Annotated in this window: 19 protein-coding genes; 14 read left to right on the top strand and 5 right to left on the bottom strand. The window is 49.6% G+C overall.

The window, feature by feature from the left end; translation table 11 throughout:
* Window positions 1-52: 52 nt before the first annotated feature.
* Both EL628_RS26910 and EL628_RS26905 read right to left on the bottom strand, forming a co-directional pair.
* Window positions 53-3,835: a TIR domain-containing protein gene (locus EL628_RS26910; protein WP_161975800.1), complete on the bottom strand. Its 3,783-nt coding sequence runs from the start codon at window positions 3,833-3,835 to the stop codon at window positions 53-55.
* A 991-nt stretch (window positions 3,836-4,826) separates the two neighbouring features.
* A complete protein-coding gene (locus EL628_RS26905) occupies window positions 4,827-5,771 on the bottom strand; it encodes a GNAT family N-acetyltransferase (protein ID WP_126583065.1) in 945 nt (314 codons plus the stop codon).
* A gap of 226 nt (window positions 5,772-5,997) precedes the next feature.
* Here EL628_RS26905 and EL628_RS26900 point away from each other — a divergent pair, with 226 nt between their 5' ends.
* Window positions 5,998-6,795: an LLM class flavin-dependent oxidoreductase gene (locus EL628_RS26900; RefSeq protein ID WP_126583064.1), complete on the top strand. Its 798-nt coding sequence runs from the start codon at window positions 5,998-6,000 to the stop codon at window positions 6,793-6,795.
* A gap of 104 nt (window positions 6,796-6,899) precedes the next feature.
* Window positions 6,900-7,706 carry a hypothetical protein gene (locus tag EL628_RS26895; RefSeq protein ID WP_126583063.1) on the top strand — a complete coding sequence of 269 codons (807 nt, stop codon included), beginning with the start codon at window positions 6,900-6,902 and terminating at the stop codon, window positions 7,704-7,706.
* A 57-nt stretch (window positions 7,707-7,763) separates the two neighbouring features.
* Here the strand turns inward: EL628_RS26895 and EL628_RS26890 are convergent, their stop codons facing one another.
* On the bottom strand, window positions 7,764-8,243 hold the full coding sequence (locus tag EL628_RS26890; protein WP_126583062.1) for a glycosyltransferase: 480 nt from the start codon (window positions 8,241-8,243) through the stop codon (window positions 7,764-7,766).
* Between the two features lie 210 nt (window positions 8,244-8,453).
* Window positions 8,454-8,819: a hypothetical protein gene (locus EL628_RS26885; protein WP_126583061.1), complete on the bottom strand. Its 366-nt coding sequence runs from the start codon at window positions 8,817-8,819 to the stop codon at window positions 8,454-8,456.
* A 502-nt stretch (window positions 8,820-9,321) separates the two neighbouring features.
* Here EL628_RS26885 and EL628_RS26880 point away from each other — a divergent pair.
* From EL628_RS26880 to EL628_RS26870, 3 genes are all read left to right on the top strand, one after another.
* The gene (locus EL628_RS26880; RefSeq protein WP_126583060.1) at window positions 9,322-10,224 is read left to right on the top strand and encodes a hypothetical protein; all 903 of its coding nucleotides are present in this window, start codon (window positions 9,322-9,324) and stop codon (window positions 10,222-10,224) included.
* Between the two features lie 551 nt (window positions 10,225-10,775).
* Entirely contained in the window at window positions 10,776-12,527 is a 1,752-nt protein-coding gene (locus EL628_RS26875) for an ABC transporter ATP-binding protein (protein WP_126583059.1), read from the top strand.
* Window positions 12,524-14,302, top strand: coding sequence for an ABC transporter transmembrane domain-containing protein (locus EL628_RS26870; RefSeq protein ID WP_126583058.1), 1,779 nt, complete (start codon window positions 12,524-12,526; stop codon window positions 14,300-14,302). The genes EL628_RS26875 and EL628_RS26870 overlap by 4 nt, the downstream gene beginning before the upstream one ends.
* Here the strand turns inward: EL628_RS26870 and EL628_RS26865 are convergent.
* The gene (locus EL628_RS26865) at window positions 14,299-15,651 is read right to left on the bottom strand and encodes an MATE family efflux transporter (RefSeq protein WP_126583057.1); all 1,353 of its coding nucleotides are present in this window, start codon (window positions 15,649-15,651) and stop codon (window positions 14,299-14,301) included. The genes EL628_RS26870 and EL628_RS26865 overlap by 4 nt on opposite strands.
* A 524-nt stretch (window positions 15,652-16,175) precedes the next feature.
* Here EL628_RS26865 and EL628_RS26860 point away from each other — a divergent pair.
* The 9 genes from EL628_RS26860 to EL628_RS26820 all read left to right on the top strand — a co-directional run bounded on the left by EL628_RS26860 (window position 16,176) and on the right by EL628_RS26820 (window position 25,587).
* Complete coding sequence (locus EL628_RS26860) at window positions 16,176-16,982, top strand: AfsR/SARP family transcriptional regulator (RefSeq protein ID WP_126583056.1); 807 nt, start codon at window positions 16,176-16,178, stop codon at window positions 16,980-16,982.
* A 50-nt stretch (window positions 16,983-17,032) separates the two neighbouring features.
* Entirely contained in the window at window positions 17,033-18,043 is a 1,011-nt protein-coding gene (aroF, locus tag EL628_RS26855) for a 3-deoxy-7-phosphoheptulonate synthase (protein ID WP_126583055.1), read from the top strand.
* 20 nt (window positions 18,044-18,063) lie between these two features.
* Window positions 18,064-18,747 (top strand): cyclase family protein, encoded by a 684-nt coding sequence (locus tag EL628_RS26850; protein ID WP_126583054.1) that lies wholly within the window; start codon window positions 18,064-18,066, stop codon window positions 18,745-18,747.
* Window positions 18,744-19,922: a DUF362 domain-containing protein gene (locus EL628_RS26845; protein WP_126583053.1), complete on the top strand. Its 1,179-nt coding sequence runs from the start codon at window positions 18,744-18,746 to the stop codon at window positions 19,920-19,922. Before EL628_RS26850 ends, EL628_RS26845 begins: the two co-directional genes overlap by 4 nt.
* A gap of 56 nt (window positions 19,923-19,978) precedes the next feature.
* Window positions 19,979-21,067, top strand: a complete 1,089-nt coding sequence (locus EL628_RS26840; RefSeq protein ID WP_126583052.1) for an acyl-CoA synthetase family protein — start codon at window positions 19,979-19,981, stop codon at window positions 21,065-21,067.
* 1 nt (window position 21,068) lies between these two features.
* Window positions 21,069-22,454 carry an aldehyde dehydrogenase family protein gene (locus EL628_RS26835; RefSeq protein WP_161975799.1) on the top strand — a complete coding sequence of 462 codons (1,386 nt, stop codon included), beginning with the start codon at window positions 21,069-21,071 and terminating at the stop codon, window positions 22,452-22,454.
* Complete coding sequence (locus tag EL628_RS26830; protein ID WP_126583050.1) at window positions 22,451-23,191, top strand: SDR family NAD(P)-dependent oxidoreductase; 741 nt, start codon at window positions 22,451-22,453, stop codon at window positions 23,189-23,191. Before EL628_RS26835 ends, EL628_RS26830 begins: the two co-directional genes overlap by 4 nt.
* A gap of 34 nt (window positions 23,192-23,225) precedes the next feature.
* Window positions 23,226-24,512 (top strand): ATP-grasp domain-containing protein, encoded by a 1,287-nt coding sequence (locus EL628_RS26825; protein WP_126583049.1) that lies wholly within the window; start codon window positions 23,226-23,228, stop codon window positions 24,510-24,512.
* Window positions 24,513-24,597: 85 nt separating this feature from the next.
* A complete protein-coding gene (locus EL628_RS26820; protein ID WP_170211161.1) occupies window positions 24,598-25,587 on the top strand; it encodes a zinc-binding alcohol dehydrogenase family protein in 990 nt (329 codons plus the stop codon).
* The last annotated feature ends 68 nt before the right edge of the window (window positions 25,588-25,655 follow it).

Below are 25,655 nucleotides of genomic sequence, written 5' to 3'. Positions count from 1 at the left end.
AATAGAGGTTCCCCTAAGGCTCGTTTGAAATGCGTATTAGCATATTTTTGTTCTAAAAGGAGCGTTTACTTGTAGCACTCCCCCTTTTGAGCCTCTTTCTCACCTTTTCCAACGCCTGCCGCGCAGCTTTATCAATCGGATCAGCAGAGCGCAGTGAATGAACGCAGGCATTCCAGATTTGCTGGTTCTGCGTTCCATCGAGTATCTCCCCTATCAGAACAATACCAGCATGAGTATGCGCTGGAAGTGCTTGCAAGATATACAATGCAGCTTTTTGAACGATTTTATCGTTTTTTGTGTTTTTAATTTCATGCACTGCAGTATATGCTATAGTTCTTATTTCATCTTCATTCCCTTTTTCAAGGTCAAGGTTCGCTTGAACCTCCAATAACCACTCTCGGAGAATCGTTAAATTATCGATCTTCTCTGCTCGGGCAGAAACACGCAAACGATTCTGGGCGGTTCTTATAAGATCTTTTGTAAACACTAAACTCTCTAAACAACTTAAACGTTCTGCATACCAAGAACCAATTAAATATTCTAGATAGTCGAATTCTCCATAATGTAATAGTTCTCTAAAACGTTTCAAATATATGAAGTTTCTGTAATCAGTAAAATATTCTGTAATACCTCTTAGTTTGCTTAGATCTCCTAACCGCCTATATGTTAGAGTGCATTTTTGGTCACCTGCTTCAGCAAAGTATCGAAAATGTCTCGCATTACCTATAAGATATGCTATAAATCTGCACGCATATCTTGCTTTTGTTTTATTATAAGAAGTATAGTGCTTTAGAATAGTATCTGCAAGGGGCTGTGATTGCCTCCAGAAAAGATGGTTCCATAGCAGGGCCACTTCCTGATAGTTGATATAGTTCGCGGTGTTCAATTGTTCCTGCAAATAGGTTTGCCATATCTCTGACCACGGCTGTCCACCCTGTTTTCCGGTACATCTCAACATCTCCAGAAGATGCATTGCGGCAGGATAACGCACTCCTTCGGCACACTCTAAGAGTGCCTGCTCAATAGAGAGCCAAGCATCAATGTTTTCATCCGTGCAATCACGCGATAAGCCCATCCATTGCCTGATTGCAGTTACATGCTGCTGGTAGTTCTTCTCTGACAGAGGGATTATGACTGGCGTAATCAGCGTTCCGCATTCCAGTGAGCAACGTGCAAGCAAGCGAAATTGCTCTGGATGTTCTTTGAAGTATTGTTGCACAGTTACCAGATACAGACCCGATGGGCCGCGCTTGCCCAAGAAGGAGAGGGCACTCAAAGCGAGATCAGCCACATCAAAGTCGGCTGAGACGGTCAGATCGACAGATGGTTTATAGGGTCCGATTGCAGGGAGGCCTGTGAGTGCGAGTAATGGCGGGATGAGCGCAGCAAAAACGACGGGGGAACACGGCTCCAACTGTTTAGCTATGATAGTGAGCAAAGTCAGAACGTTACGCTGGCGATTTGTCTGCTGCGTATCCTTGATGGCTTGGGAAATGACACGAAGGAGTGGCAGGCGATAAGCTTCTTTGGGCAAGCTGAGCAACCAACGCAATATGACATTTTCAATCTTTTTGCTTGCGGTACTTGCGTTATCGGGCGTGCGCGACGTTCGCTCATAGCAGGTCAGCAATAGCTCTGCTGTCTGTGTCTGCAATTCTTGTTGGATAGTCAGTGGTCTAGCCTCGATGATGGCTTCGGTCGCTAGCACGAGCGCAGAAACCTGCTGTTCAAGTGTCCTATTCGCAGACTCAACGAGTAGCACGCGCAGAATCGCGCTGGCAATATGTTCGTCGTTGTGATAGCTCAAATAGGCTACAGCTAACAGAAAAGGTTCACGCCAAAGAGCATCTTGGCGGCAAGCGAGCTGGACCAGTTCATTGATCCTGCGATCCTGGTCGGTCTGCATGGTGTTGATAATATGACGTGCAGCAAAATATTCTTGGAAGGTGCGATGCATAAAACCCAGATAGTCGCTGACTCGCGAGACAAAGAGACCGCCACGCACGCGGACCCGCCACAAGAATTGTATTGCTTCTGCTCGTACTTTATCATCAGTATCACTCTTACGACCAATCACTTCCATCAGCCTCCTCTCAACTTCGCTCTGACGCACAAAATCGCTGTTCGCCTCTTGCATCTCAAAAGCCAACGGACCCAGGCATTCAATGGCCTGAGACTCGGTAATTTCTGACTTATTAAGCAGGATCTTCGTGATCGTATCATAGAGTTCTACACGCTGTCGAGGAAGGGCAATACGGTTCTGCTGCATAACCAGTAGGAGGGTTAACATCAGTGGATTTTCAGCCAGTTTACGTACCTCCTCATTGCTTTCAATGGCTGCTTGTAGTTCCTGCGCACGCACTTTTACTTCCTCCTCAATCTGTGCGGAACTGACCTCTGACACATGAAACTCTCCCTCACGATTGGCCTGGCACCAGCGTGGCAGGAAATACTTAATCTCTTTGTAACCCAATGCAGCTAAGGTAAAATGGGGATAATCAGGGAAGGCTGCCTGATCATAACCAGCCACGCGAGAGGTAATAATAAAATAGCAGCGAGAACAATATCCCTTGACAAACCTCTTGATCTCTTCCTGTACCTCCTCACGTTGTACCGGATCGCTCACTTCGTCAAGGCCATCCAGCAACACCAGACAAGCGCCGTCGTGCAACTTTTGCCGCATAAAATCGGCTAAGCTCGGCAGGTCCATATTTGCCATCTTACGCAGCAAGTAAATAAGCAGTGAGAGTACCTCCTTCGCCTGCCCTTCTTTGCTCTTCCCATCCACACCCATACCCACTGAAGTGCTCTTTTGAGGGAACGCCTCGTTGGCATACTGGCCTAACCTCAGCATGACAGGGATCAGATTCGGTGTGAGTTTTTCGTGTTCTGGCATATCTGGATCAGGCAGGCCCAAGCCGCGTACCGCCATGTGCAGAGCTAATCGCTCCATCAGGGTGCTCTTGCCCATCCCTGGATAGCCCTGAATGACGACCACATGGTGTGAGTTTAATTGTTCCCAGACTACATCCAGACCCACTGGATGGCTAGCTTTCAAGTCATATTGCCAGTTTTTCTCAGCTTCCAGCACCACTCGTTCCAGGTCCAGCGACAAAATACCTCTCTTGAGCGATTCGCGATAGCGATCCAGTTCCTGATCGGGTACGGGAAAGTCCACTCGCGCTCGGTTTGCATAAAAACGCGGTGGGATATAGATCTCAGCCAGGGGGGCCTTCGGCGAAATCAAACCTGTCGGAATGACTTTGAGCGGCGTCCGTTCTGTATTGCGCTTAACCTGCTCCAGATAGCACCTCTGTAATTCCCCCGATGGCAATGGAGTTGTCGGCTGATCACTTAGATCCAACATCCTGGCTTCCTGCGGTGATAGTACTCCTTCTTCAACGAGTATCATTGCGATTCCATGTACCGTATCTAGGAACGCTTCGTCTTTATCAGACCATTGGGTGATAGGTTTTCCATCTGTAGGCAATGCTTGAAGGTCGGAAAGAGGAGGCAAGCACCATATGCAGTGTCGGAGAATGATGGGAATAACGCGTACATCACCTTGCCTATGTCTTTGAAGCGCCTGCTTCATTTCCCTCTGGCAGTCCTCAGAATTGAGAAAATCAGCACTGATGAGTAACAGAACAAGGTCAGCACCACTAAGATGCTTCTCAATTTCTTCTTGCCGTGCTGCACCTGGTTCGATATTTTGATCAGACCATCCTATGATATGATTGATTCGCTCGAAAGGACGCAAATGCTTCTCAAGTTCCCTTTGCAACTTCTCGTCTTCGCGAGCATAGCAATAGAAGACAGAGATTGATTTACTCACTGGGGCCCTCCTGTCGATGTGAGACTCGTATCGGGTGATTATGTACGCTGTTCTTTCTTCTCGCTTTTTTCAGCGTTCATCCTTCCTTTTATTATAAGGCATTCACGCCTCACTTTCACTATGAGCCTTAAAGAAGAAGGAGAAATATGAAAATAAATCATTTTTTATAGCCGAAATACATACAAAACTGCGTATGCTGATGGGGGTAAACAAAAAAGAAACAAGGAACAAGCTCCAGGAAATCCCCGAGCTTTGGCAACAAAACGGTCTATTTGAAGATTGGTGAGTCCTTTAGAGCTTGACTTGCACTCGATCAGGAGCGATCTCCGATCTGGAAGAAGAGCAAGAATATCAATTTCACCGAGTGCCGCAATCTCACCCAAATGGACGTGGCGTCGTACAAGTGCACTATACTCTCGTTCCAGGAGAGCCTGGATCACCCATTCAAAGGTCCAGCCAAGATTATTGAGCGGGGCTAGCCGTGGATGTCTTTGCCATACCTGCATTGTTGGGTGTTCAAAAGCAATGTGCCACAAACAACAATATTCTAAAGCGTCAATCAGCGTCTGCGGCGATGGGGGACGAGTCTGTTTGAGGAGAGCCTCTAGCGACCAGGTGCGGCTTGTGTTGACCCCACAAAACAATGCAAGAGACGGCGATGAAAGCCGTTCGCTAAGAAATCTACAAACAGAGCGGTGTCTACCTGAGTAGTGTCAAGGGATTGTGGTTGCAATACCAGTGCATCCAGATGTTGCTGGCCTTTGCATTGGAATGTCTTCTCCCCTTGAAACGGGGCACAACGATGCCTATCCTGCCTTTTTCGAAAAGAGCAGGGAGTAGAGGAGATGCATACTGAATAAAGAGCAGACATTTCAATATATTGTAGCGATACGCGTCCAGACGCGTGGATTCCTGGTCGTATTTTTAATAGGACAAACTATACATGTATACATGTCTGCCAACCACCTACAGAATAGTAATCGTAAGTCCTTCAGTTTCCGATGCTTTCTTCCACTCTTCTTAACTGTTTCCCCCAGATCCAAGTCTGATTGTGCCTGACAAAACCAACTGAAGCATAGAGTTTTTTTGCCCCTTCGTTATCATCAGGTGGACACACACGCGCGTATCTGGCTCCCTGGTTCTTGAGTTGATAGAGCCCTTCCTGTAAAAGCATACGACCAATCCCCTGGCGCTGTGCTGTGGGATGAACTGTCACAGGCTCAAAATAGCCGCAACTGCCCTGACCATCCAGCCAAATAGTAGTATAAGCCAGCATTGTGTCCTCTGTATCAAACACGCCAAGGTCAAGTTCGGGAAGATATTCGGGAACTGCTCGCATCCTCTGATAATCCTCGAATGATTGGCCGATTCCCCAGGCTGCAAACTCAATCTCTATTCGGCGAGTATACTCCTGAGTGTTTCTCAACGGACGAATAGTCCATCCTATAGGAAGTTCGGATCTCGCTAACTCAGTAGAAAGCTCCTGAAAGAAAAGCAATTGACAATCCTCTCCACGTTGAAAGCCATGTTGAAACAGGGCTTCTTGCAGGAAAGAATCATCATCAAACGCGTAACACCAGAGATTGCGTCGTTGTGGTTGATCAGCGAAGGTTGTAAGCCAGTATTCTTCGGCCCAGTTCAAGATGTCTTCATAGAGTACCTTTTGCTGGCGCGCATCTGGAGCAACTTGAATAGTTGTGCCGTAGGAAAGAAACCAGGCAAAAGCCAGCAATTCGCCGGCAGCATTTTTCCACAGTCTGATGTGCTTGCGAGGATCTATCGCCTGGTTCCTATATCGCGTCCACATGAGATCTCCCATATGCCAGATGCAATGAAAGGGATCAGAGGAGTGAATTTGCTCGACAGATTGCAGCAACTGCTGCCAGTCTTGCTCATCTTGAAGCAATGTTGAGTGAAAGTCTGAGTTCTCTGTCAAATTGATCAGTCCTTTCGCTATTGGTGAAAAGTATGCTAGAACTTCAATCCAGAAAGCAATGCCTCTTATCACAGCGAAATTATTTGTGAGAGAGGCGAATATTTATTGAGAATCGTTCAATGCCTCTGCGGCTCATTGTATCATCCCTATACGACAGAAGGTGTCATGTTTCTCGTGTATACTCCTCTTGTTGAGTTGACCTCTCTAAAAAAAGGAGTTTTTCCCCATGAAATATGGTTTTATTCTCATAGGTACTGCACCAGAAGTAGTTGAATTAGCGCAGGAAGCCGAGGCGGCTGGCTGGGATGGAGTTTTTCTCCCAGATGACTGGATGACTGCCTGGATCAAATTAACAGCGATTGCAATGCGCACGCAACGTATCTCTCTAGGGACAATGCTGACGCCGCTTCCGGAGCAATCTCCCTGGTACGTAGCTGCACAAACTGCAACCCTCGATCAGCTTTCAGGAGGACGCGCGATCCTGACAGCCGGACTCGGTGTCCTGGAACTGGATAAATTTGGCATGCAAGATAACAAAGTACGGGCGCAGCGCCTTGATGAAGGGCTGACACTTCTCGATAACTGGTGGCATGGGAAGGATCTGTACGACTTTACCTACGAGGGTCGCTACTACCATTTACAGAAAATGCAGACAAATATCGGTTGGCATACGCATCAACCACACCAACATCCTCGCATTCCTATCTGGGTAGTGGGTGGTGCGAAGCAGAGCCAGATTCGGCGTGCGGCCAGCTTCGATGGAGCCGTCATTGTGGGAACGCCGGAAGAATTATACGAGCGTAGAGTTGCGATCGAGGCTCTTCGTACTCACTCGACACCGTTTGACGTCATCACAGAGGGTGAGACCCCTCCAGATGACCCGGCCAGTGCAGCCGCGATTGTTCGTCCCTATGCTGAAGCTGGAGCAACCTGGTGGCTGGAGAGCATGTGGGAATTGGAGGGTGTCACCCGTACCTATGATATACGAACGCGCATCAGCGCAGGTCCGCCCAAGATATCGTAAGTCTTGACCCCTCTAAACGCAACTATAAGCGTTTTACTGCGTAATTCTCTATAGGAATATTGATGTTTTGCTTAGCTCTCTCTTTCGCGAAAGGAGAACGCTCAATGCCAGACAGAAATGGCGTAATTGCTGCCGCCATTATCACTACCATCGGTGCAATTATAGTAGCAATCATTGGTGGACTATTCCTGCTGATACATACTCCTTCATCTCAAAACACTTCTTCGACACCTGTCCCGCCATTTAAGCCAACCGAGCCCTCCACACCTATCCCACAGTTCAATCCAACTGAGTCCTCGACACCTTCAGTAGTGGCTACATCGAGCGTCTCAGATGATACTGATTTTAGTCGTCGGCTCACAGAACTCCATCTGAGCCAGATCTGGTCCGATTCACTGTCCAACCAGAGTGCTGAACTGTGGGATGACGACCAGACCTATTGTACATTTCAGAATGGTGCCTACCAGGTGACTCATCCTGATAACGTGACACAGACCTGTTATGCAAAACATTCCCCGCTCCCGTTAAACCACTTTGCTTTTGAAGCCCAGATGACCATTCTGGATGGAAACTCTGGAGGCATCCTGTTTGGAGACAAGCAAGGGGTGCAGTATTATTTTACCCTGGACTATAATGGCTATTACACTCTCTTTTATCACCCTCAGACCAATGCACCGTCATTTCCCTGTACTACCTATTGTACGAAACCTGGTATTGCGGTGACGGGCTATCATCACCCCAATCTATTAGGGATCATCGTCAATGGGACCCATATAGAGATGTATATCAATCGTCACCTCATCTATAGTGTCGAGGGAGTAAACATCCCAAATACAGGCACAGTCGGGCTCCTGGCTGTGAATAAAGGGCAGTCAACAGTCCAATTTCAGAATGCGAAGGTCTGGTCGTAAGAGGTCTGTGTCTACATCGTCTCTTGTGGATATCGGACGCGAAAGCGAGATGATGGCTTATATCTCGCCACCATCATCGATGAAAAATGAATGAGGAATTGGCGTCAATGGACTTGGGAATGCACTGGTTGCGGTAAAAGGTACTAAATAGGCAAGCAGCAAAGGGATGCCCAATTTTTCTGCGAGTGCACGCCCACTGGAGAGCCCACTGAGTTCACCCAGAATCAGGTCTGAGCCCTGACAGGCAGCCAGACCTCTTTCGGTCGCCTGAACCGCCTGTTTTTCGGCGGCTCGCTTCATCTGAGCAAAAACCTCAAGCGTCTTCCCTTGTGCCACCAGACTCTGGATCTCCTGAGCCACAGCCTGTGCATTACCCCCAGTCGAAACGAAGTCCAGCCCGGTGTCCGTGACTACATCCTGAAAGTCATCAGAAGACAGAATACGTACCATATGCCCGGCATCTTGTAAGCCCTTCCCTAAAGCTACATATGGCTGAACATCGCCCCGACTTCCCCCGGTAAGTATTGCGATCTGCATAGACAGTATATCCTTCTCATCATCACATATACTGTGATGACCGGTAATCAACCTGACAGATAAACATAATATTTAGAAGGTTGCTGATGGGCTCTTTGCAAGATTGTGGCTCTCTGTTCGTTTTCACAATGCATGATGCCTCGAGCCATCTTAAGACGGCTCGAGGCATCATATAAATGACTTTTGAAGGGAAAGACAATAGTAGGCGTATCAACAGAGCATAATAGGCGAAATCACAACGGATGTGATCGTTTGACCGGCTGGTCCAAGATACCAGGAATCATTATTACAGAAAAGGATGGGCTCACCAGACGAGAAATACAGGTACCCCGACCAATAGTTTGAGGCCACATGGTTGGGACTGTAGATATTGACTGTCTCTGTTCCCGATTGCTGAAAACAGTAGACATCGCCTGAATCCGTATTGATTTTCAATTTATTGGAGGATGAGCATGGAACAGAAACAGTTGCATGCGAGAGTGGTGCTGCATGTGCTCGTGCAGATGCAAAGGAAAAGGGGAGGACTAGCGTTAAGAACAAGAATGCGAGATACGGCAACAGTTTTTTGCTATGCATCAAGGGAAAATCCTTTCTCCACATTGACATTCTTCTTCTATTATACTACTTTTAGTATCCTACTTTTGTCAACCTTTCTACTACTTTTCCTCCTACAACCAACCAGACACCCAAAAATGAGACGGCAATGTGCCTGCGAACAGGAATAGGCGCTTTGTGCAGTGTGTTCCATCGACTCTCAACTATACAGATAGAGAGATAAAAAAGGGCCTTACATAATTCTTAGAGAAGATTTTTGGTATAAGACAGCTTGAATTATCGTAAAACACTATGCCTCTGTATTGCCTTCCAAGCATTGGCAGAACTTCTACCCTGTCTTACTATGGGTATCGGTAAAGTAAGAATAAAATGAATCGTACATGAATAATTCTATGTATACTTATAATCAATAGCACTGAATAAAACGGTCTTCACCTTTATGCCTCTTAAAAGATGAGGAGCCGATATTCGCTGGCTAGCAACACTCTTTTTCAGGCATCCAGCTTACTTTCAGGAGTTATGCATGAAACAACGAGCATTAACAGTACTTGCTTTTCCACTACTCTTGCTGATCATCTCAGCCTTAACCCCATTGAGCGCCTCGGCTGCATCCAGTGCTCATTTCCAGAAAGTTCATTTTTTGCAGCACGATGGAAGTACAAAATCTGTCGTAACGAACGCGAAATACGCACCTCTTGCAGGGAATCTTTCCTATCATGGAGGGGCAGTTGAAGCCGGAACAACCAATACCTATGCTATTTTCTGGGAGCCAACCGGCAACGTATCGTCCACCTATCACAGTCTGATCGAGCGGTATTTTGGTGACATTGGTGGGAGCGGACTGTACAACAACAATAAGCAGTACAAAAATTCTTCCGGTCAATATCCAAGCAACACATCCTTTGCAGGTGCCTGGGTTGACACAAGTGGCTATCCAGAAAGTCCATTATTGGATAGCGACATCCAGAATGAAGTGAGTTATGCACAGAGCGTGAATGGCTGGAGCTCAAGTGTGAACAATATCTTCTTCGTCTTCACCGAAGCCGGTCAGGATCTCTGCTTTGATAGCTCGTATTCACAGTGTGCCTCCAATGCCTTCTGTGCTTATCACAGCTACTTTGGCAGCAACACTATCTATGCGGCAATGCCCTATGCTTACAGCTTTAGCTGCAACGGTGGGAATGGCCCCAATGGAGATCAGGCCGCAGACGAGACAATCAATGTGACCTCACACGAGCAGATCGAAGCGGCCACTGATCCCTTGCTGAATGCCTGGTATGATAGCAGCGGTTCAGAGATTGGCGATAAATGTGCCTGGAACTTCGGCAACTCGAGTGGCGCCAATATTACGCTGAATGGCAATCCGTACCGCCTTCAGAAAGAGTGGGATAACGCCAAACGCGGTTGCGTTCTGACTGGACCGTAAACCAGGACACCACTTGACAGGAGAGAAGGGTCTGGCCGCTCGAGACAGGGGCGCTCGAGTCGCCAGACCCTTCTTGCTTTGCATTGGATGTTCTGAGATGAGCCATGAGCCGTTCGTATCTTGCTTTTGAGAGAAAAGGAGAGTATACTCTATATATCTTATTTTTCGGAGGTATCTTCTATCATGACTGCAAAGACACTTATGGTACTGCGAGCCAAAGTGAGCTGCGTTTGCCACTGATCAGATTGAGCGAAGTATCAGATCGCTCTTCTCAGTGTCTGTATCCCTTGTTCTGAAGTCTCTACAGAAACGATCCTTCTTTCTGTAAGCTTCTGTTTCCCATGTTCATAGGTCAGCCCACTTAAGCCTCTTCAGGCTTTTTTTCGTTGCCTGCTTCAGGTAAGCTAAGCTCTTCAACAGTACCCCCCCTTTATCCCACAGCGTTTACACCGCTTGATAGGTTCTTCATGCTTTCTAGCGATCCTCTCATACCGAGTGTACTGCTGTCTAAACACGATCTCTCCATAATTTTTGAAGAAAAGGAAGAAAAGATGAGGCGCTCTTTGCAGGCACTACAACGCTATGGGCAATTGCTCGCTCACTATCTGCGAGCGCAGTGGCTATGGATGCTGCTGCTGGCGTTTATCCTCTGTTGCACCATCGGCGTGCAGGTCATCACCCCACTGGTTGCAAGCATCTTCATCGATCAAGCGATCGCTGGTGCTGCTCTCTCCAATCTCGTCTGGTTGGCAGTGCTGACAATGGTTCTGGCCCTGTTGGGGCAGGGGCTGACCATTGCCGAAACGTATGTGGCGGAACAGGTGAGCTGGACGGCTACCAATGCTTTGCGTGCCGACCTTGTTGCGCACCTGTTACGATTGGATGCCGCATTTCACACAGCTCACACGCCTGGTGAGTTGATTGAGCGAGTAGATGGGGATGTCGCGACGCTGGCTCGCTTCTTCTCGCGCTTTGTGGTCTCCGTGCTGGGAAATGTTCTTTTATTGCTCGGTGTGATTGCGCTACTGTCCTACGTTGACTGGCGCATTGGTCTGGTAATGAGCGCCTTTGTGGGTACCGCCTTCCTCTCTATCCTGTGGATACGAGCTATCGCCACCCCATCATGGACCGCTGATCGTCAGGCCAATGCAGATTTCTTTGGCTTTCTAAGTGAGTATCTGGCCGGATTGCAGGATATCCGCTCCAGTGGGGCAACGGAATTTGTGTTGCGCCGTTGTGCTGAAGTGATGCGGTCCTGGCTCAGGATCAAACGAAAAGCTCAGATGTGGGGCTATGGCATGACGGCTATCAGCCTGGGGCTGTTTGCGCTCGGAACAGTGGCTGCTTTTGCTGTCAGTGCCGTGCTTTTCAAAACTGGCATGGTCACGATTGGGACGGTCTATCTGATCTTTCAGTGTACCAACATGCTACGTCAACCAACTGAACAGATTCGCAAAGAAATACAGGAGCTGCAACAGGCAGACGCCAGTATTGTGCGGATAGAGGCTCTTTTAAGGAAAGTACCACGCGTGATTGATGGCCCTGGAAGGGCATTGCCACCGGGCCCCCTGGGAGTGGAATTGGATAACGTCTCATTTGGATATACAGAAGATGCTCAGATCTTACGCAATATCAGCGTCTCACTTGCTCCTGGTCGTGTGCTGGGAATCGTGGGGCATACGGGGAGTGGGAAAACGACACTGACGCGACTCCTCATGCGGTTCTCTGATCCGCTGACTGGTTCTGTGCGACTGGGTGGTGTCGATCTCCGTTCAGTCCAGCTAAGGGCTGTGCGCTCGCGTATTGCCCTGGTCACTCAGGAAGTGCAGCTCTTTCATGCCAGTGTACGCGATAATCTGACCCTTTTTGATGAGCGTATCCCTGATGAACAGATTTGCCAGGTGCTGGATACGCTCGGATTATCTAGCTGGTTACAGGAGCTGCCTGCTGGACTGGAGACGCACCTTTTCTCTGAGGGCGTGGGTCTTTCGGCTGGCCAGAGTCAGATACTGGCGTGTGCACGCGTCCTGTTGCTTGATCCCGATCTAGTCATTCTGGACGAGGCATCTGCGCGGCTGGACCCGGCCACGGATCGTCTGGTGCACAATGCATTGCGTCAATTACTCGAAGGGCGCACAGGCATTATCGTCGCACATCGGCTAGAGACGATCGCCTATGCTCATGATGTGCTTGTTCTGGAGCAGGGGCAGGTCTGTGAGTATGGACCACGACAGCTCCTTGCCTCTACTCCCGACTCGCGCTTTGCCCAATTACTACAAGTTGCTGAGGAGGTTACTCGATGAAGAAAGTCGTTCCCACCTGGCGCTCTCTCCAGAAGATGGCACAGTATAAGTTTTGGCTCTACCTGCTCCATGCGCTCTTATGGGGAGTATTGGGTGGATCATCGCTCGTGGTAGGGCTGATCGTCCAGGCGTTTCTGGATACGCTGACTGGACGAGCACATCTGGCACTCGACGCCAATGGACTGCTCGTCATGCTGACGATCCTTGCCCTGGTCCAGGCTGCTCTCTTGCTTGGTGCGGGCTTTGTTGAGATCCTGATGCGTTTCACTATGAGCGCACTGGTACGTCGCAATCTACTGCGACAGATCTTAAAACGCCCGGGCGCTTCTGCATTCCCTTTCTCGCTTGGAGAGGCAATGAGCCGCTTCCGCGACGATGCCTATCAGGCGGAAGATGGCGTAGATTGGAGCGATGAGATTGTGGGGCAGGGCCTGATCGCCTTGATCGCTTTCCTGGTGCTCCTGCACATCGATGCACGTATCGCCTTCATTACCATCCTGCCTCTGGCGGCTGTGGCACTACTGGCACGCTGGGCAAGTACCGCTCTAGGACGCTATCGCGCCGCAAGTAGTCAGACAACCAGCCAGGTCACGGGAGCCATTGGTGATATCCTTGCAGGCGTCCAGGCAGTGCAGGCTGCGGGCGCGGAAGAGCGTGTCATGGTTCGCTTCCGTCGCATAAACGAGCAGCGCCGCCGGGCAATGCTGGCTGATCGTCTGGCAACGCAGATCCTCGATGCTATAACCGCCAATGCAGTCAACGTGGGCTCTGGCCTGATGATGATAGTGGCTGCAAGTAGTCTGCGTGCTGGTAATCTGACGGTTGGTGACTTTGCTCTGTTCGTCTCATACGTCAGCCTGATCGCTGAATTTACAGCCGATGCTGGTCAATTTCTGACTCACTACGGACAGACGGGAGTTGCCTTTCAACGGATGAGTGAATTACTGGGTGATGCTTCACCCGATGCGCTGGTAGAGCCCACGCCCTTGTACCTGCGTGGCCCTCTGCCAGTTGTATCCACTCCCGTCTGGAACACCGGTGATCGCTTAAACCTTGTAGAGACGCAAGGTCTGACCTATCGCTATCCACAGACGGGCCATGGTATCGAAGCGGTAGACCTGAGCCTGCCCCAGGGTAGCCTGACCGTCGTAACGGGACAGGTTGGATCAGGCAAGACAACGCTGCTTCAGGCTCTTCTGGGCTTGCTCCCCCTGGATGCGGGCGAGATTCGATGGAACAATCACGTCGTGGAGGATGCTGCATCTTTCTTTCTCCCACCACGTGCGGCATATACAGCGCAGGTCCCCCGTCTCTTCAGCGAGACACTTAAACAGAACATTCTCCTGGGGCTCCCCAACGATCCAGAAGCGCTGGCAGCCGCTGTATGGGACGCTGTGCTAGAGCCTGATATACAGCAATTGGAGGCGGGATTGGAGACATCGGTCGGCACTCGTGGCGTCAAACTTTCCGGCGGCCAGGTGCAGCGTGCAGCTGCTGCTCGTATGCTCGTGCGTGGTGCCGAACTACTGGTCATCGACGATCTCTCCAGCGCGCTCGACGTCGAGACCGAACACATTCTCTGGGAACGCCTCTTTCAAAGGAAAGAGAGAACCTATCTTGTTGTGACACATCGTCGTGCCGTCCTGCAACGTGCAGACCAGATCATTGTCCTCAAGGATGGCGTTATCGCAGCCCGAGGAACGTTGGATGAGTTACTGACCACCAGCGAAGAGATGCAACGGTTATGGCAGGGAGCCAGCAACTCCCTGGTCTAGTGGGCAGGATCTACGATAAATCCTTGAAAGGATGCTCGGGAAGAGAATAAGAAAATGACCGCAATCGCTTGAATGAGCGTTCCTACAATAATCGCTATCCAGATACCAGCGACGTGTAATGAGGAAAAGAACGAGAGTCCATAGGCGATGATAATCTGTATGGAGATGCCAATGATGGTCACGTATAGCAATAAGCGGCTTTTTCCAGCGCCTTGAAAGACGCCGCCCAGACTAATCACACAGGTCAGAGCCAGGAGGTAGATGCACATGTAATGGAGATACAGCGTCCCCGCAGCGATAACAGAGGAGTCTGCGATAAATAAAGAGATGAGCTGGGTCGCAAAAAGAGCCAGTATGGCAGATGCAAACGCGGCCAGGCAGAATCCCAGGAAGAGCGATTGGCGGCCAATCGAATGTATTTCATTTTTGTGGCCGGTTCCAATACAGCGTGCCGTATAAATACTGGAAGCCTGACGGATTGCATAAAATGACATAGTGACAAACACCAGGATTTTTGAACCGATCCCATATCCTGCCAGATTGGCAACGCCGAAGCTCCCGATCAATCCAATCAATATCATGTTGCCAACCATTCGTAAGATGAAATCACCGGACATCGGGAGCCCAAAGTTCAGGATCTGGTTGATAGTGGCGAAGGCTTTGCCGGTCGTGTGGACTGCGCGGCTCATCTGTATGAGCCGCGAACGACCCAGATAGAACAGACTTATCGCCAGGGTAATCATACGTCCAAGTAGCGTAGCGATAGCAGCTCCCTGTACTCCGAGACGTGGAACGCCAAGCAGGCCATAGATAAAGAGTGGATCTAAAACAAGGATGCAGATGTTCGCCACTATCGCCATTTTCATGGGAAAACGCGTGTTACTATCGCCCTTAAAGAAGGAGTCAGAAATATTTTGTGCAAAAAAGACCAGCACACCAGGAAAAGAGATTTGGAAAAAATCAACGGCGAGCTTGAGCGTCTGACCGTCATTCTTGTCAATGAAGAGGGATGCAATCGGTTCTCGTAAGAAAAATCCACTCACCGCAATCACCGGTGCAAGGATGCCCCATAAGATCCAGCTCCCTTTGACAACATTCTTTACTCCCTGGATATCCTTTTTCCCCAGATAGACTGAAATAAGGACCGTAGACCCTGAGCTCACCATTAAGATAATTCCCAACAAGACATTCTCAAAGTTCGTTGCCACTGCCACAGCGGCGACCGCATGTTCTCCCAACCTTGCGACCCAGATAGTATCCACAATCCCAGCAATGACCCCTGCAAGTAACTCGAAATACACAGGGTAAGCCAGCAAGGCGAGCTTTTTTCGATGGATTGATGGCTCCATTGAAGCACCTCCTTCTTCTAAGGACAGGCCCTGTTGTTGGCTACGTGCGAACGGATCCAGAAGCACAGAGTAGAAACTGTACAAGCTGCGCAAGCGAAGCGATGTTGAGCATAGAGGGCCGCCTGGATGATAAGAGCTTTCTCTCTTCACATGTGTTCACCTGTTTCTTCGCCATCGGTAACTGTTGAAGAAAGAATTGAGCGTTGAGTGGAATAATACATGATAGATAAAATGAACCGGTAAAGTTTCTACATGAACAATACATTCTATAAAATTCTAACATACAGATTACTTAATGGTCAAGTCATATTTTTAATAAAAAAGAAAAGCTTTTTTACCATGACGTGTAAAGTGTGAAGTAAAGTGGAGTAAAGTGTTTGTAAAGCGCTCATACTGTATCATGCCTTCAGAGACAAATGTATAGAAGTGTATGTGACACAAATGACGTTCCTCGTCATACAACGTTCTACCTTTGAAAGATTGAGTGATGATATTTGTAGAAGATCAGGAAGGTGGATTTGGTTATGAGCTTGCTACACGTTCCTCTTCAGAGAAAAGAAGACACACTGCACTATAAAGCCTATCTGTTTGGCCCTTTTCTCTTTTTTAGGCAGGGGCAGTTAATAGAACAATCTCACTGGCGAGGAAAAAAAGTCAAAACGCTGTTGAAGCTATTTCTGATGAATCCGGGGAAAATTTATTCAACTGATCAACTTATCGATCTGTTGTGGCCAGATCTCGACTTTAAATCTTCTGTCAGTAGCCTTCATGTCACGCTCCATAATCTCCGTCGCCTGCTTGAGCCGACCCTGACTTCGCGGCAACCATCGCGCTTTATTCATCATAGCGCCCATTTTTATTGGTTTGAGATTGATGATTCATGGTGGGTTGATACCCTGGAAGTCCAAAACCTGTTTCAATCGGCAAAAGATCTGGAGAAAGCGGGGAACGTGACTGCGGCGGCATCTCATTATCGGCGCGTCATGAGAATCTGTCAGCGAGACCTTCTCCCTGAAGATTCCTACGAAGATTGGTGTTTGCCGTATCAGCGACAGTATCAATTTGTGCACTCTCATGCAGTCCAAAAGTTGATTCAGTTTCATTATCAGCATCATGACTTTGAAGGAGTGATTGAATATGCCAATGAGGCGCTCTACTTCGATCCCTATTCTGAACCAGCCATGAAGGCCATTGTAGATGCATATGTGAGGCAAGGAAATATGGCCAAAGCTCTTCAAGAATATGAACGGTTTCGTGCTTTCCTCAGCGGTGAATTGGGGATCGAGCCATGTGAAGAAATGAAAGATTTACGTGCAAAAATTGCCAGATAATGCCCATAGGTCGTTCCTTGACGATCTACTTGTGAAGTGAAGGTGAAAGAATGTCTCAGAGCACGATTATTAAGCTCCATAATGGCAGCGATGTGACTCAACTCTTAGCATACATTCCCTATGCCAGGTATGTTGAGTTCGCCGGATCCCGTTGGATTGTCTCAGAGCGTTTTCTTCCCAAAGAAGAGATTGAGCAGCGATCCGATAGTGTTGAAGTAGTTTATAGTAGCACGCCTTACCCTTTAGCGAGCAAGGCGTTGGGGGCTCAACGTACGATTGTCCAGGTAGGAGCTGTCTCAATTGGGGCGGGCCACCCGGTTATGATTGCGGGCCCCTGTTCGGTTGAAAGTCGAGATCAATTACTGTCAACTGCCACGCACCTGGCACAAAATGGGTGTCACATCTTGCGTGGCGGAGCTTATAAACCGCGAACATCTCCCTATAGTTTTCAAGGGCTACAGCATGATGGCCTGAAATTGCTGGCTGAGGCGCGAGCGCTCACCGGTCTGCCCATTGTGACCGAGGTGATGTCTCCGCAAGATGTTGAGTTAGTGGCTACCTATGCTGATATGCTTCAGATAGGAGCGCGGAACATGCAAAATTTTCCATTGCTGGCTGAGGCCGGGCGTTCTGGCAAGCCCATCTTGCTGAAACGATCTCCCTGGGCGACGCTCACGATCTGGTTGCAAGCCGCAGAATATATCCTGTCCGAAGGAAATTTTCAAGTGGTGCTCTGCGAAAGAGGGATCTGTACCTCTGAAGCGTCAGCCGGACGCCACTTAGATCTGACAGCCATTCAGCTTATTCCAGAGCTCTCTCACCTTCCGATTATTGCCGATCCCAGCCACGGGACGGGCCAACGGAGCCTCGTAACGCCGATGGCAATTGCATCGCTCATAACTGGCGCAGATGGGATTATGGTGGAAGTGCATCCGGAACCGGATAAAGCGCTCAGTGATGGAAAACAGACACTGTCATTCCAGGAGTACGATGCTCTGATTGAGAAAGCGCAAAAAGTTGCGGATACCTCCTTCTCTACGTGTGTTTCATTTGCTGTATAGCAAAGAAAGAGGGACGATACATGCAATTCATTGATATAACGCAAGGTTTCTATGCCGATATGCCGTCGTTTCAGGCAAAGTGGTATCCAAAATCAGCCATCTATGCGGTCATGACCCCTGAGACCGACCCTGCCCATACCGGTCGAACATTTACACGCCTGGAGCTTTTTGCACATAACGCGACCCATGTTGATGTACCGCAACACTTCTACGCGCAGAAAGAGACCTTAGATCAGATCCCACTGGACACCTTTATTGGGCATACCTGTATTGCCGATCTTTCCCATAAAGCTCCCCGTGAACCGATTACGGGCGATGACTTAGAGCAAGCGCTCAACGGCATATGGACAGCAGGCTCGCGACTGATTATTCGAACCGATTATCACCACCATTACTGGGGGCACGCTGATTTCTGGGACAAACCTCCGTATCTAGTCTTATCAGCTGCTGATTGGATCGTAGAGCATGGGGCGGTCCTGGTGGGATTAGATTGTATTACGGACAAGCCGGGGGACACGACACAGCCGGTCCATTTTCGCCTCCTGGGTGCAGGTGTGCCTATTCTTGAGTACATTACCAATCTGCATCAGATCAAACAGCCGACAGGCTACCTGATTGCCCTGCCAACAAAAGTGGATGGGGTAGAGGCGGCACCCGTACGAGCAATTTTTGTTGAAGATTTCCAGGGGAGAGCGTCACTATGAACGCAACGGTCGCTCTGTTAAGGGCTGGTCGAGATCTGACGCAGGCCACTGACGAGCTCCTGGCGCTCCTCGGCTCACCGCTTGATGCGCTCCAGGCTGGCATGCGTGTAGTCATAAAACCCAATATGTTTCAGGTGAAGCCTGGTTTTCAGAGTCATCCTGAGCTTGTCTGCGCAGTTGCTCGTCTGGTAGCGGCAAAAGGGGCAAAGGTTACCGTGGCAGAGCGGACCAGAAATATCTATACGCTGCTGAAAGACACGGATATTCACCGCTATGCCACAGTGATGAGCTTTGACGATTGCTCACTGCGTGTGGCCGCGATTGAGGGAGCGACCTCTTTGCGTGTCCCGGTTGCTTTTCCGGAGATCATTCTTGATTGCGATTATTTCATTGGTATTCCACAATTGCGTGCGCATGCAGGTGTTCTGGTGACAAATGCCATGAAAAATCTGATTGGCATGTTTCCTGGCTATACTACCAGGATCGTGCATACCGTAGGTGTGGAAGAATCGATTGTTGATCTGAATCTCTTACGGCACCAGGATCTGGTGATCACAGATGCAACCACCGTGATTGAAGGCAACTATCCAATCAATGGAGTCGCACGTGAGGTTGGCCTTCTTTCTGCCTCCACCAGCGCTGTCTCCATCGATGCGGTCATGAGCACCGTTGCCGGTTACGATCCCTTTGAGGTCGAATATTTGCGCATCGCCCACAATAGGGGCCTGGGCACCATTGATCTGAATGAGATCACTGTGGTCGGCCTGCGCCCCGCTGACGTCGCTTTTACGTTGAATCATCCTCCGTATACGGTTCAATCGCCACGAGAGGGGATCCACATTTATGCTCAGCACGCCTGCATCCAGTGTCAACGCTATATTGCTGGATCGCTTCTGATGCTAGAGCCCGAATTGCAGGCCTATGATGGAGAATTGACGATCATCTCGGGCCCTATGGAGACATTGCCCGAGGTGAAAGGGCGAGTGGTCTTGATTGGCAATTGTACGTATCAACATCGAGATGCAGGCGTGTATGTTGAGGGCTGTCCTCCTCGTGCTATTCAATCCGCCGCGTTCAAATATGCGTTAGGGCAGGAGGTGACGGCAGATCAACGCACACAGTTTCGAACGGCTGAAGAACATATTCGAGCACAGAAAAGTAAGCTGAGGGATTAGGGAAACTGGCAACGATGTGCCAGGGATGGACCAAAGAATAGGTGAGGAAATAACGTATGAGTGCTCTATTTGAACGTCCCTTTGATGCTCTTCCTGAACCAGATGAGCTGGTACGTGAGACGATGCAATGGCATTTTCAGCCACAGACAGGCTCCCCTTTCTGGCTGCGTCAGAAAGATCAACTGCCTTTTGATCCGCTTACGGATATTCGTACCGTCGCAGATCTGTACAGGTTTCCCGATGTTTCCAGCCAATGGAAGCACATTGCCGTAGAAGACCTGATTCCCAGAGGGTGCCGCCAGGAGCAAGCATGGGAGTTCTCTGTCTTTGAGAGCGGAAGCACGACAGGCTCTCCTAAACGGATTATTGAAAGTACCTCTCGGAGACGGGGGATCGATTGGATCAACAGTATGCTCACGATGCATGGCATTCCTGAGCAGGGACATTGGCTACACATTGGGCCAACTGGACCACATATTGTTGGTCGCTCGATTGGATTAGTGGCTCATTTGCGCTCAAGCCTCTGCTATTATATTGATTTTGATCCTCGCTGGGTCAAAAAATGTATTCAGCAACAGCGGCTTGATATCACAAAACTCTATCTTGATCATATCATTAGCCAGGCAGTCAATGCATTGGAGACACAGCCTATTTCCATGCTTTTTGCGACCCCTCCTGTATTAGAGGCTATTTGTAAGCGTCCAGAGGTTTTAGCCCTCTTTCAAAAACGGATTCGCGTCTTGATCTGGGCAGGGACAAGCATCAGCACCGAGTCACTCTATCTTCTGGAAGAAGAGTTTTTTCCAGACACAAAGATTATTGGCTGGTATGGGAATACGTTGATGGGGATTGCTTGCCAACGGCCCCGCGTCGCTGAAGATACAGAGCTCTGTGTGTTTCAGCCTTTTTATCCGTACTGCCTGGTTGATGTGGTACGACCAGAATCTCCCGGTGAGCTTGTGGATTATGGAGAGGTTGGGCAGGTTCGTATGACCTTATTGACCAAAGAACTGTTTGTCCCAAATGTCCTGGAGCGGGATAGTGCACTTCGGCAAAAACCTGTGGCCGGTTTTGCATGGGATGGGCTTGCTCGTATTGGAACCCTGGATAGTGCGCGCAATCAAGTCATTGAGGGAGTGTATTAAGGTGGCACATATCCCCATCATACGACCCGGCGGTATCTATACCTCCCGTGACAGGGAGATGCTCTTCACGCTTCAAGGCGAACCGTTTAGCGAGCTCTCTCAGACCCCGCCTTTATTACTAACGCGCATTATCAACGAACTCATGGCGGCACCAACTCAGCCATTGGAGGAACGGATAGCGGCTATCAAGCGAGCGGGCAGGATATTTGCCGAAGAGACGGTCGCGGGAGAGTCCCCCGAGGAGTATTGCCGGAACTGTGTCCAGGTTTCAGGACTTCCGCTCTCGATCATGCAACGTAGCCTTGCGGAGATGGCTTCTTTTATGCAGGCGATCGAGAGTGAAGTGCAGGCTCAGAAGCCGCATGGAGCGATTCACGCTCCAAAGAATATCGCAGAGGTTGATATTGCGGCGCTGTGGGTTCCCAGGGGAAAGACGCTTGCCGTCGTTGCGCCTGGGAACCACCCGATGACTCATGTTAGTTGGATACAGGCCCTGGCCTTTGGCTATCATGTTGCCGTTCGCCCTGGTCGGCGCGAGCCCTTTACCCCGTTGCGTCTCATTCAGAGTCTGCTGCTCGCCGGACTTCACCCCGGACATCTAGCCTACCTGCCGTGTTCGCATCGCAGTGTCGAGAGCATGATAGAGGCGGCTGATCTGGCAATTGTCTACGGGAATGAGTCAACCGTTGAACGCTATCAAGGACAGAGAGATGTCCTGGTTCGTGGTCCCGGCCACTCCAAGATCCTGGTGGAGCAAGATCTTCTACCTTCTCATCTGCTCCAGACGCTCGTTGAGGCGATCGCTGCCGACGGAGGGGTGCGTTGCACAAATGCCAGCACACTGCTCTTACATGAGAGGAGAAAGGGCATTGCACTGGAGCTTGCCAGACGGCTCGCCGATCTTCCACTTCTGCCCACAACGCATCCGCATGCATGCTTACCCGTGATGCCAGTCGAGCAGGCGCGAAAGATCCGCGCCTTTATCGACCAGGTAGGTGCAGATGCGCAAGATCTGACGGCCTCTTTTACGACGAACCCGCCGATCGTAGAGTTTGATGATGGAACCGCAGTGTTGCGCCCGGCTGTTCTTCAGTGTACCAGCAACAAACATCCATCCTTTGGTGCAGAATTACCGTTCCCCTGTATCTGGGTTGCGCCCTGGCATGTTGAAGAGGGTCTTGAACCACTGCGCCATTCTCTCACACTGACACTCCTGACAGAGCGAGAGACGCTGATCCAGGAGGCCCTTCTGGATCAATCGATCCGTCGCGTCTGCTGGGGGATGGGCTCTTCATTTTCCACAATTCCAGGTCTTCCTCATGATGGCTATGTCGGCCAATTTCTTATGGAAGTCAAAACACTCATTCATTTTAAAGGAAATGTATGATGCAGTGGAAAGATAAATACATCCTTGTGGCGGGTGCATCTGGTGTACTTGGTCAGGCAATTGTCGAGGCCTTTTTACAGGAAGAAGCGACCGTCATTGCACTCTATTTTCGTCATCCGGATCGCTTGTATTCGCTTCTCCATGCTGATAAAGCCGATGAGCGCCAGTTGCAGATTGTTCAGGTCGATCTGACTGATGCCCATGCAGTGCACAGCTTTTTTGAGCAGCTTGAGCAGACGCTACCAGCGCTGGATGTCCTTATCAATGCTGCTGGCGGTGCCCGGCCTCTGCGTCTGGAAGAAGTGACATTAGACGAATGGAATGCCTGTCTCCAGATGAATCTGACTGCACCTTTTCTTTGTGCGCAGTCTGCTCTTCCATTGTTACAACAACGTGGGGGAAACATTATTAATATTGCCTCTGTAGCGGGATTAACAGGCGGAGCATTTGGCCCTCACTATGCAACCGTGAAGGCAGGGGTGATAGGCCTGACCCGCAATTTAGCTCGTGAAATTGGCAGCTACGGTATCCGTGTGAATACCATCGCGCCAGGCCCGGTGGCCTCGCCCATGACGGAAGCGCTGCCCCCGCCTCTGCTTGAAAAGATCGTGGCTGAGACCGCGCTTCATCGTATTCTGCAACCAGCAGAGATTGCGGAGACAGTCATCTGGTTAGCTGGTACAACTGCGATGACCGGGCAAACCGTTGTGGTTGATGGTGGACGCTATTTCCTGTAAAATCGAATGAGTACTGAAGAATGGAGTGAATCCCATGTCCAAGAAAAAAAATCTCCTTGTCGTTGCATCTTCTTTAAACCCGAAATTGTTAAAAACGCCCAAAGGGATGGGATTACGTGTCATCCTGGCGGCTCGTGAGGCCCCAGCCGATCCCAGTCTGTACGATGTCTTCTTGCCCGTAGAGCATAAAGATGAAAAGGCGGTCGTAGACGTTGTCAAACACTATGTTACAACGCAAGAGCCGATTGATGCGGTTGCCTGTTTTCATGAAGGAAGTATTCATGCTGCGGCCCGTGTGGTTGATCTGCTTCAGGTACCTGGGAATTCGTACCAGTCTGTGCGCACAATGAGGGATAAATATTTAACCAGTATTGCCCTCAAGAAGGCCAATGTACCAGCTCCGCGTACGGCATTGGTGGTTACATTGGATGAGGCCTATCGTGCTGCAGAAGAGATTGGCTATCCCTTGATTATCAAGCCTCAGGCTGGTGCAGTCAGTCAGGGTGTTGTAAAGGTGCATCATCCAGAAGAACTAAAAGAAGCGTATCAGGTCATCTCCACAATCTTCCAACAAGAGTATTTTGAGCGAGGGGCTCAAAAAGTAGCAAATTTGGCCTCTGAATTTTACATGGATGATATTGAGGGGGTGTTATTGCAAGAATTTGTGCCAGGTTTTGAAGTGGCCATTGATCTGGTGTATGGACAGGGGGAATATCTCGTCTTAGCCATTCATGATAAACCCCATCAATGGGATGAGCCATATTTTATTGAACGTATGTATGTCACCCCCTCTCATTTCTCAGAAGCGGTCCAGCAAGCGTTGATTGAGACCGCGATCCGGGGCCTCAAAGCAGTTGGCGCAGAAACAGGGGCCGCTCATGTTGAATTACGTGTCACTGAGACCGGGCCAAAAATTATCGAGATTAATGGGCGGCTGGGTGGGACGACCGCGTATGTTCAGGAATCGATTCTGACATCAACGGGTCTCTGGGGGCCAGAGGAGTATCTGCGCGTTGTTTTAGGAGAGGCGCCAACGCTGAAGCCGGTAGAGCGGAAGCCAGCGGGCTTTGTAGGTGTCGAGGTAGAGCAGCCAGGCCGAATCGAATCATTTGCTGGCGTAGAGGAGACGCTCGCGCTCCCCGGCGTGTTAGGGATTCGTTGGTATCTGAAGCCTGGTGATTCTATGGTCCTGGGATATCCAGAAAATCCGTACGTGTTTTTTGCCCATGTGCTGGTTGAAGGCCCGAGCTACGAAGAGGTCATTGCAACGATGCACAAAGTGCAAGGTCTTTTGCGAGCCGTTGTTGTTGAGAACGTGTAAAAACGTGTAAAGTTGAGAATGTGTCAAAGGTCAGGTCTCTTGCAGGCCATTGTTATTGAGAAGATGTCAAAGGTACTGAATTTTTATGCGCACAATGAAAGCCGTAGTTCTTGAACGTCCTGGCGCTCCTGAGGTCCTGGAGCTCCAGGACCGTCCCATTCCTGAGGTCAAGCCAGGTTGGGTACTTATTCGTGTAAAGGCATTTGGACTGAATCGTTCAGAAATGTTTACGCGGCAGGGACATTCTCCCTCAGTGAAATTTCCCCGTATCCCTGGTATTGAATGTGTGGGTGTGGTTGAAGCATCCATGACATCCACATTGCAGCCCGGCCAGACTGTTGCAGCGGCGATGGGGGGCATGGGAAGGCAATATGATGGGAGCTATGCTGAGTATACCCTTGTGCCTGAAACGCAAGTGATTGCGTTACACACACAACTTCCATGGACGACCCTTGCTGCTCTTCCCGAAACCTTTTTAACCGCCTGGGGCTCGCTGATCGATGCTGTGGATCTTCAGTCGGGGCAGACGCTGCTGATTCGTGGGGGGACCTCTTCTGTTGGCATGGCTGCAATCTCCCTGGCTCGTGATAAGGGGGCCATCGTACTTGCCACCACAAGGAACCCCGCCAAAGTACCGGGGCTCTTGCAACAGGGAGCCCATCACTGCATCATTGATGATGGGCATATCGAAGCAGCGGTTAAACAGATCTATAGCGGTGGAGTAGACGTTGTTCTCGAATTAGTTGGCGTGACAACCCTGTTTGATTCCTTTCGTGTCGTCAGACGAGGAGGAATTCTTTGCAATAGTGGTATCCTGGGAAATAGCTGGACGATTCCTCAATTTGAGCCATTGGCAATGCTGCCTTCAACCGTGAAATTTACCGTCTATGGAACCGATGCCGTTTCTGCCAAAAATAGCACAGTCGCGCTACAGACCATTGTTGATGCCGTTCAACAAAAGCGCTACCATCTTCCCATCGATCGTATCTTTCCGCTTCATGAAATTGTGCAGGCTCATCAATATATGGAAGACAATCGAGCACAAGGAAAACTCGTGATCACGATCTCGGACTAACGCAGTGTATCCCACCGGTCGGGCTTCCCGACCGGTGGATCTGACTGCGCTCCGTCTCTTCTGCTTCT

It is taken from the genome of Tengunoibacter tsumagoiensis (genome assembly GCF_003967535.1).
In the GTDB taxonomy this organism is placed as follows: domain Bacteria; phylum Chloroflexota; class Ktedonobacteria; order Ktedonobacterales; family Ktedonobacteraceae; genus Tengunoibacter; species Tengunoibacter tsumagoiensis.
Note: the sequence above shows the minus strand (reverse complement) of the source record. Positions and strands in the feature narration are given on the sequence as shown.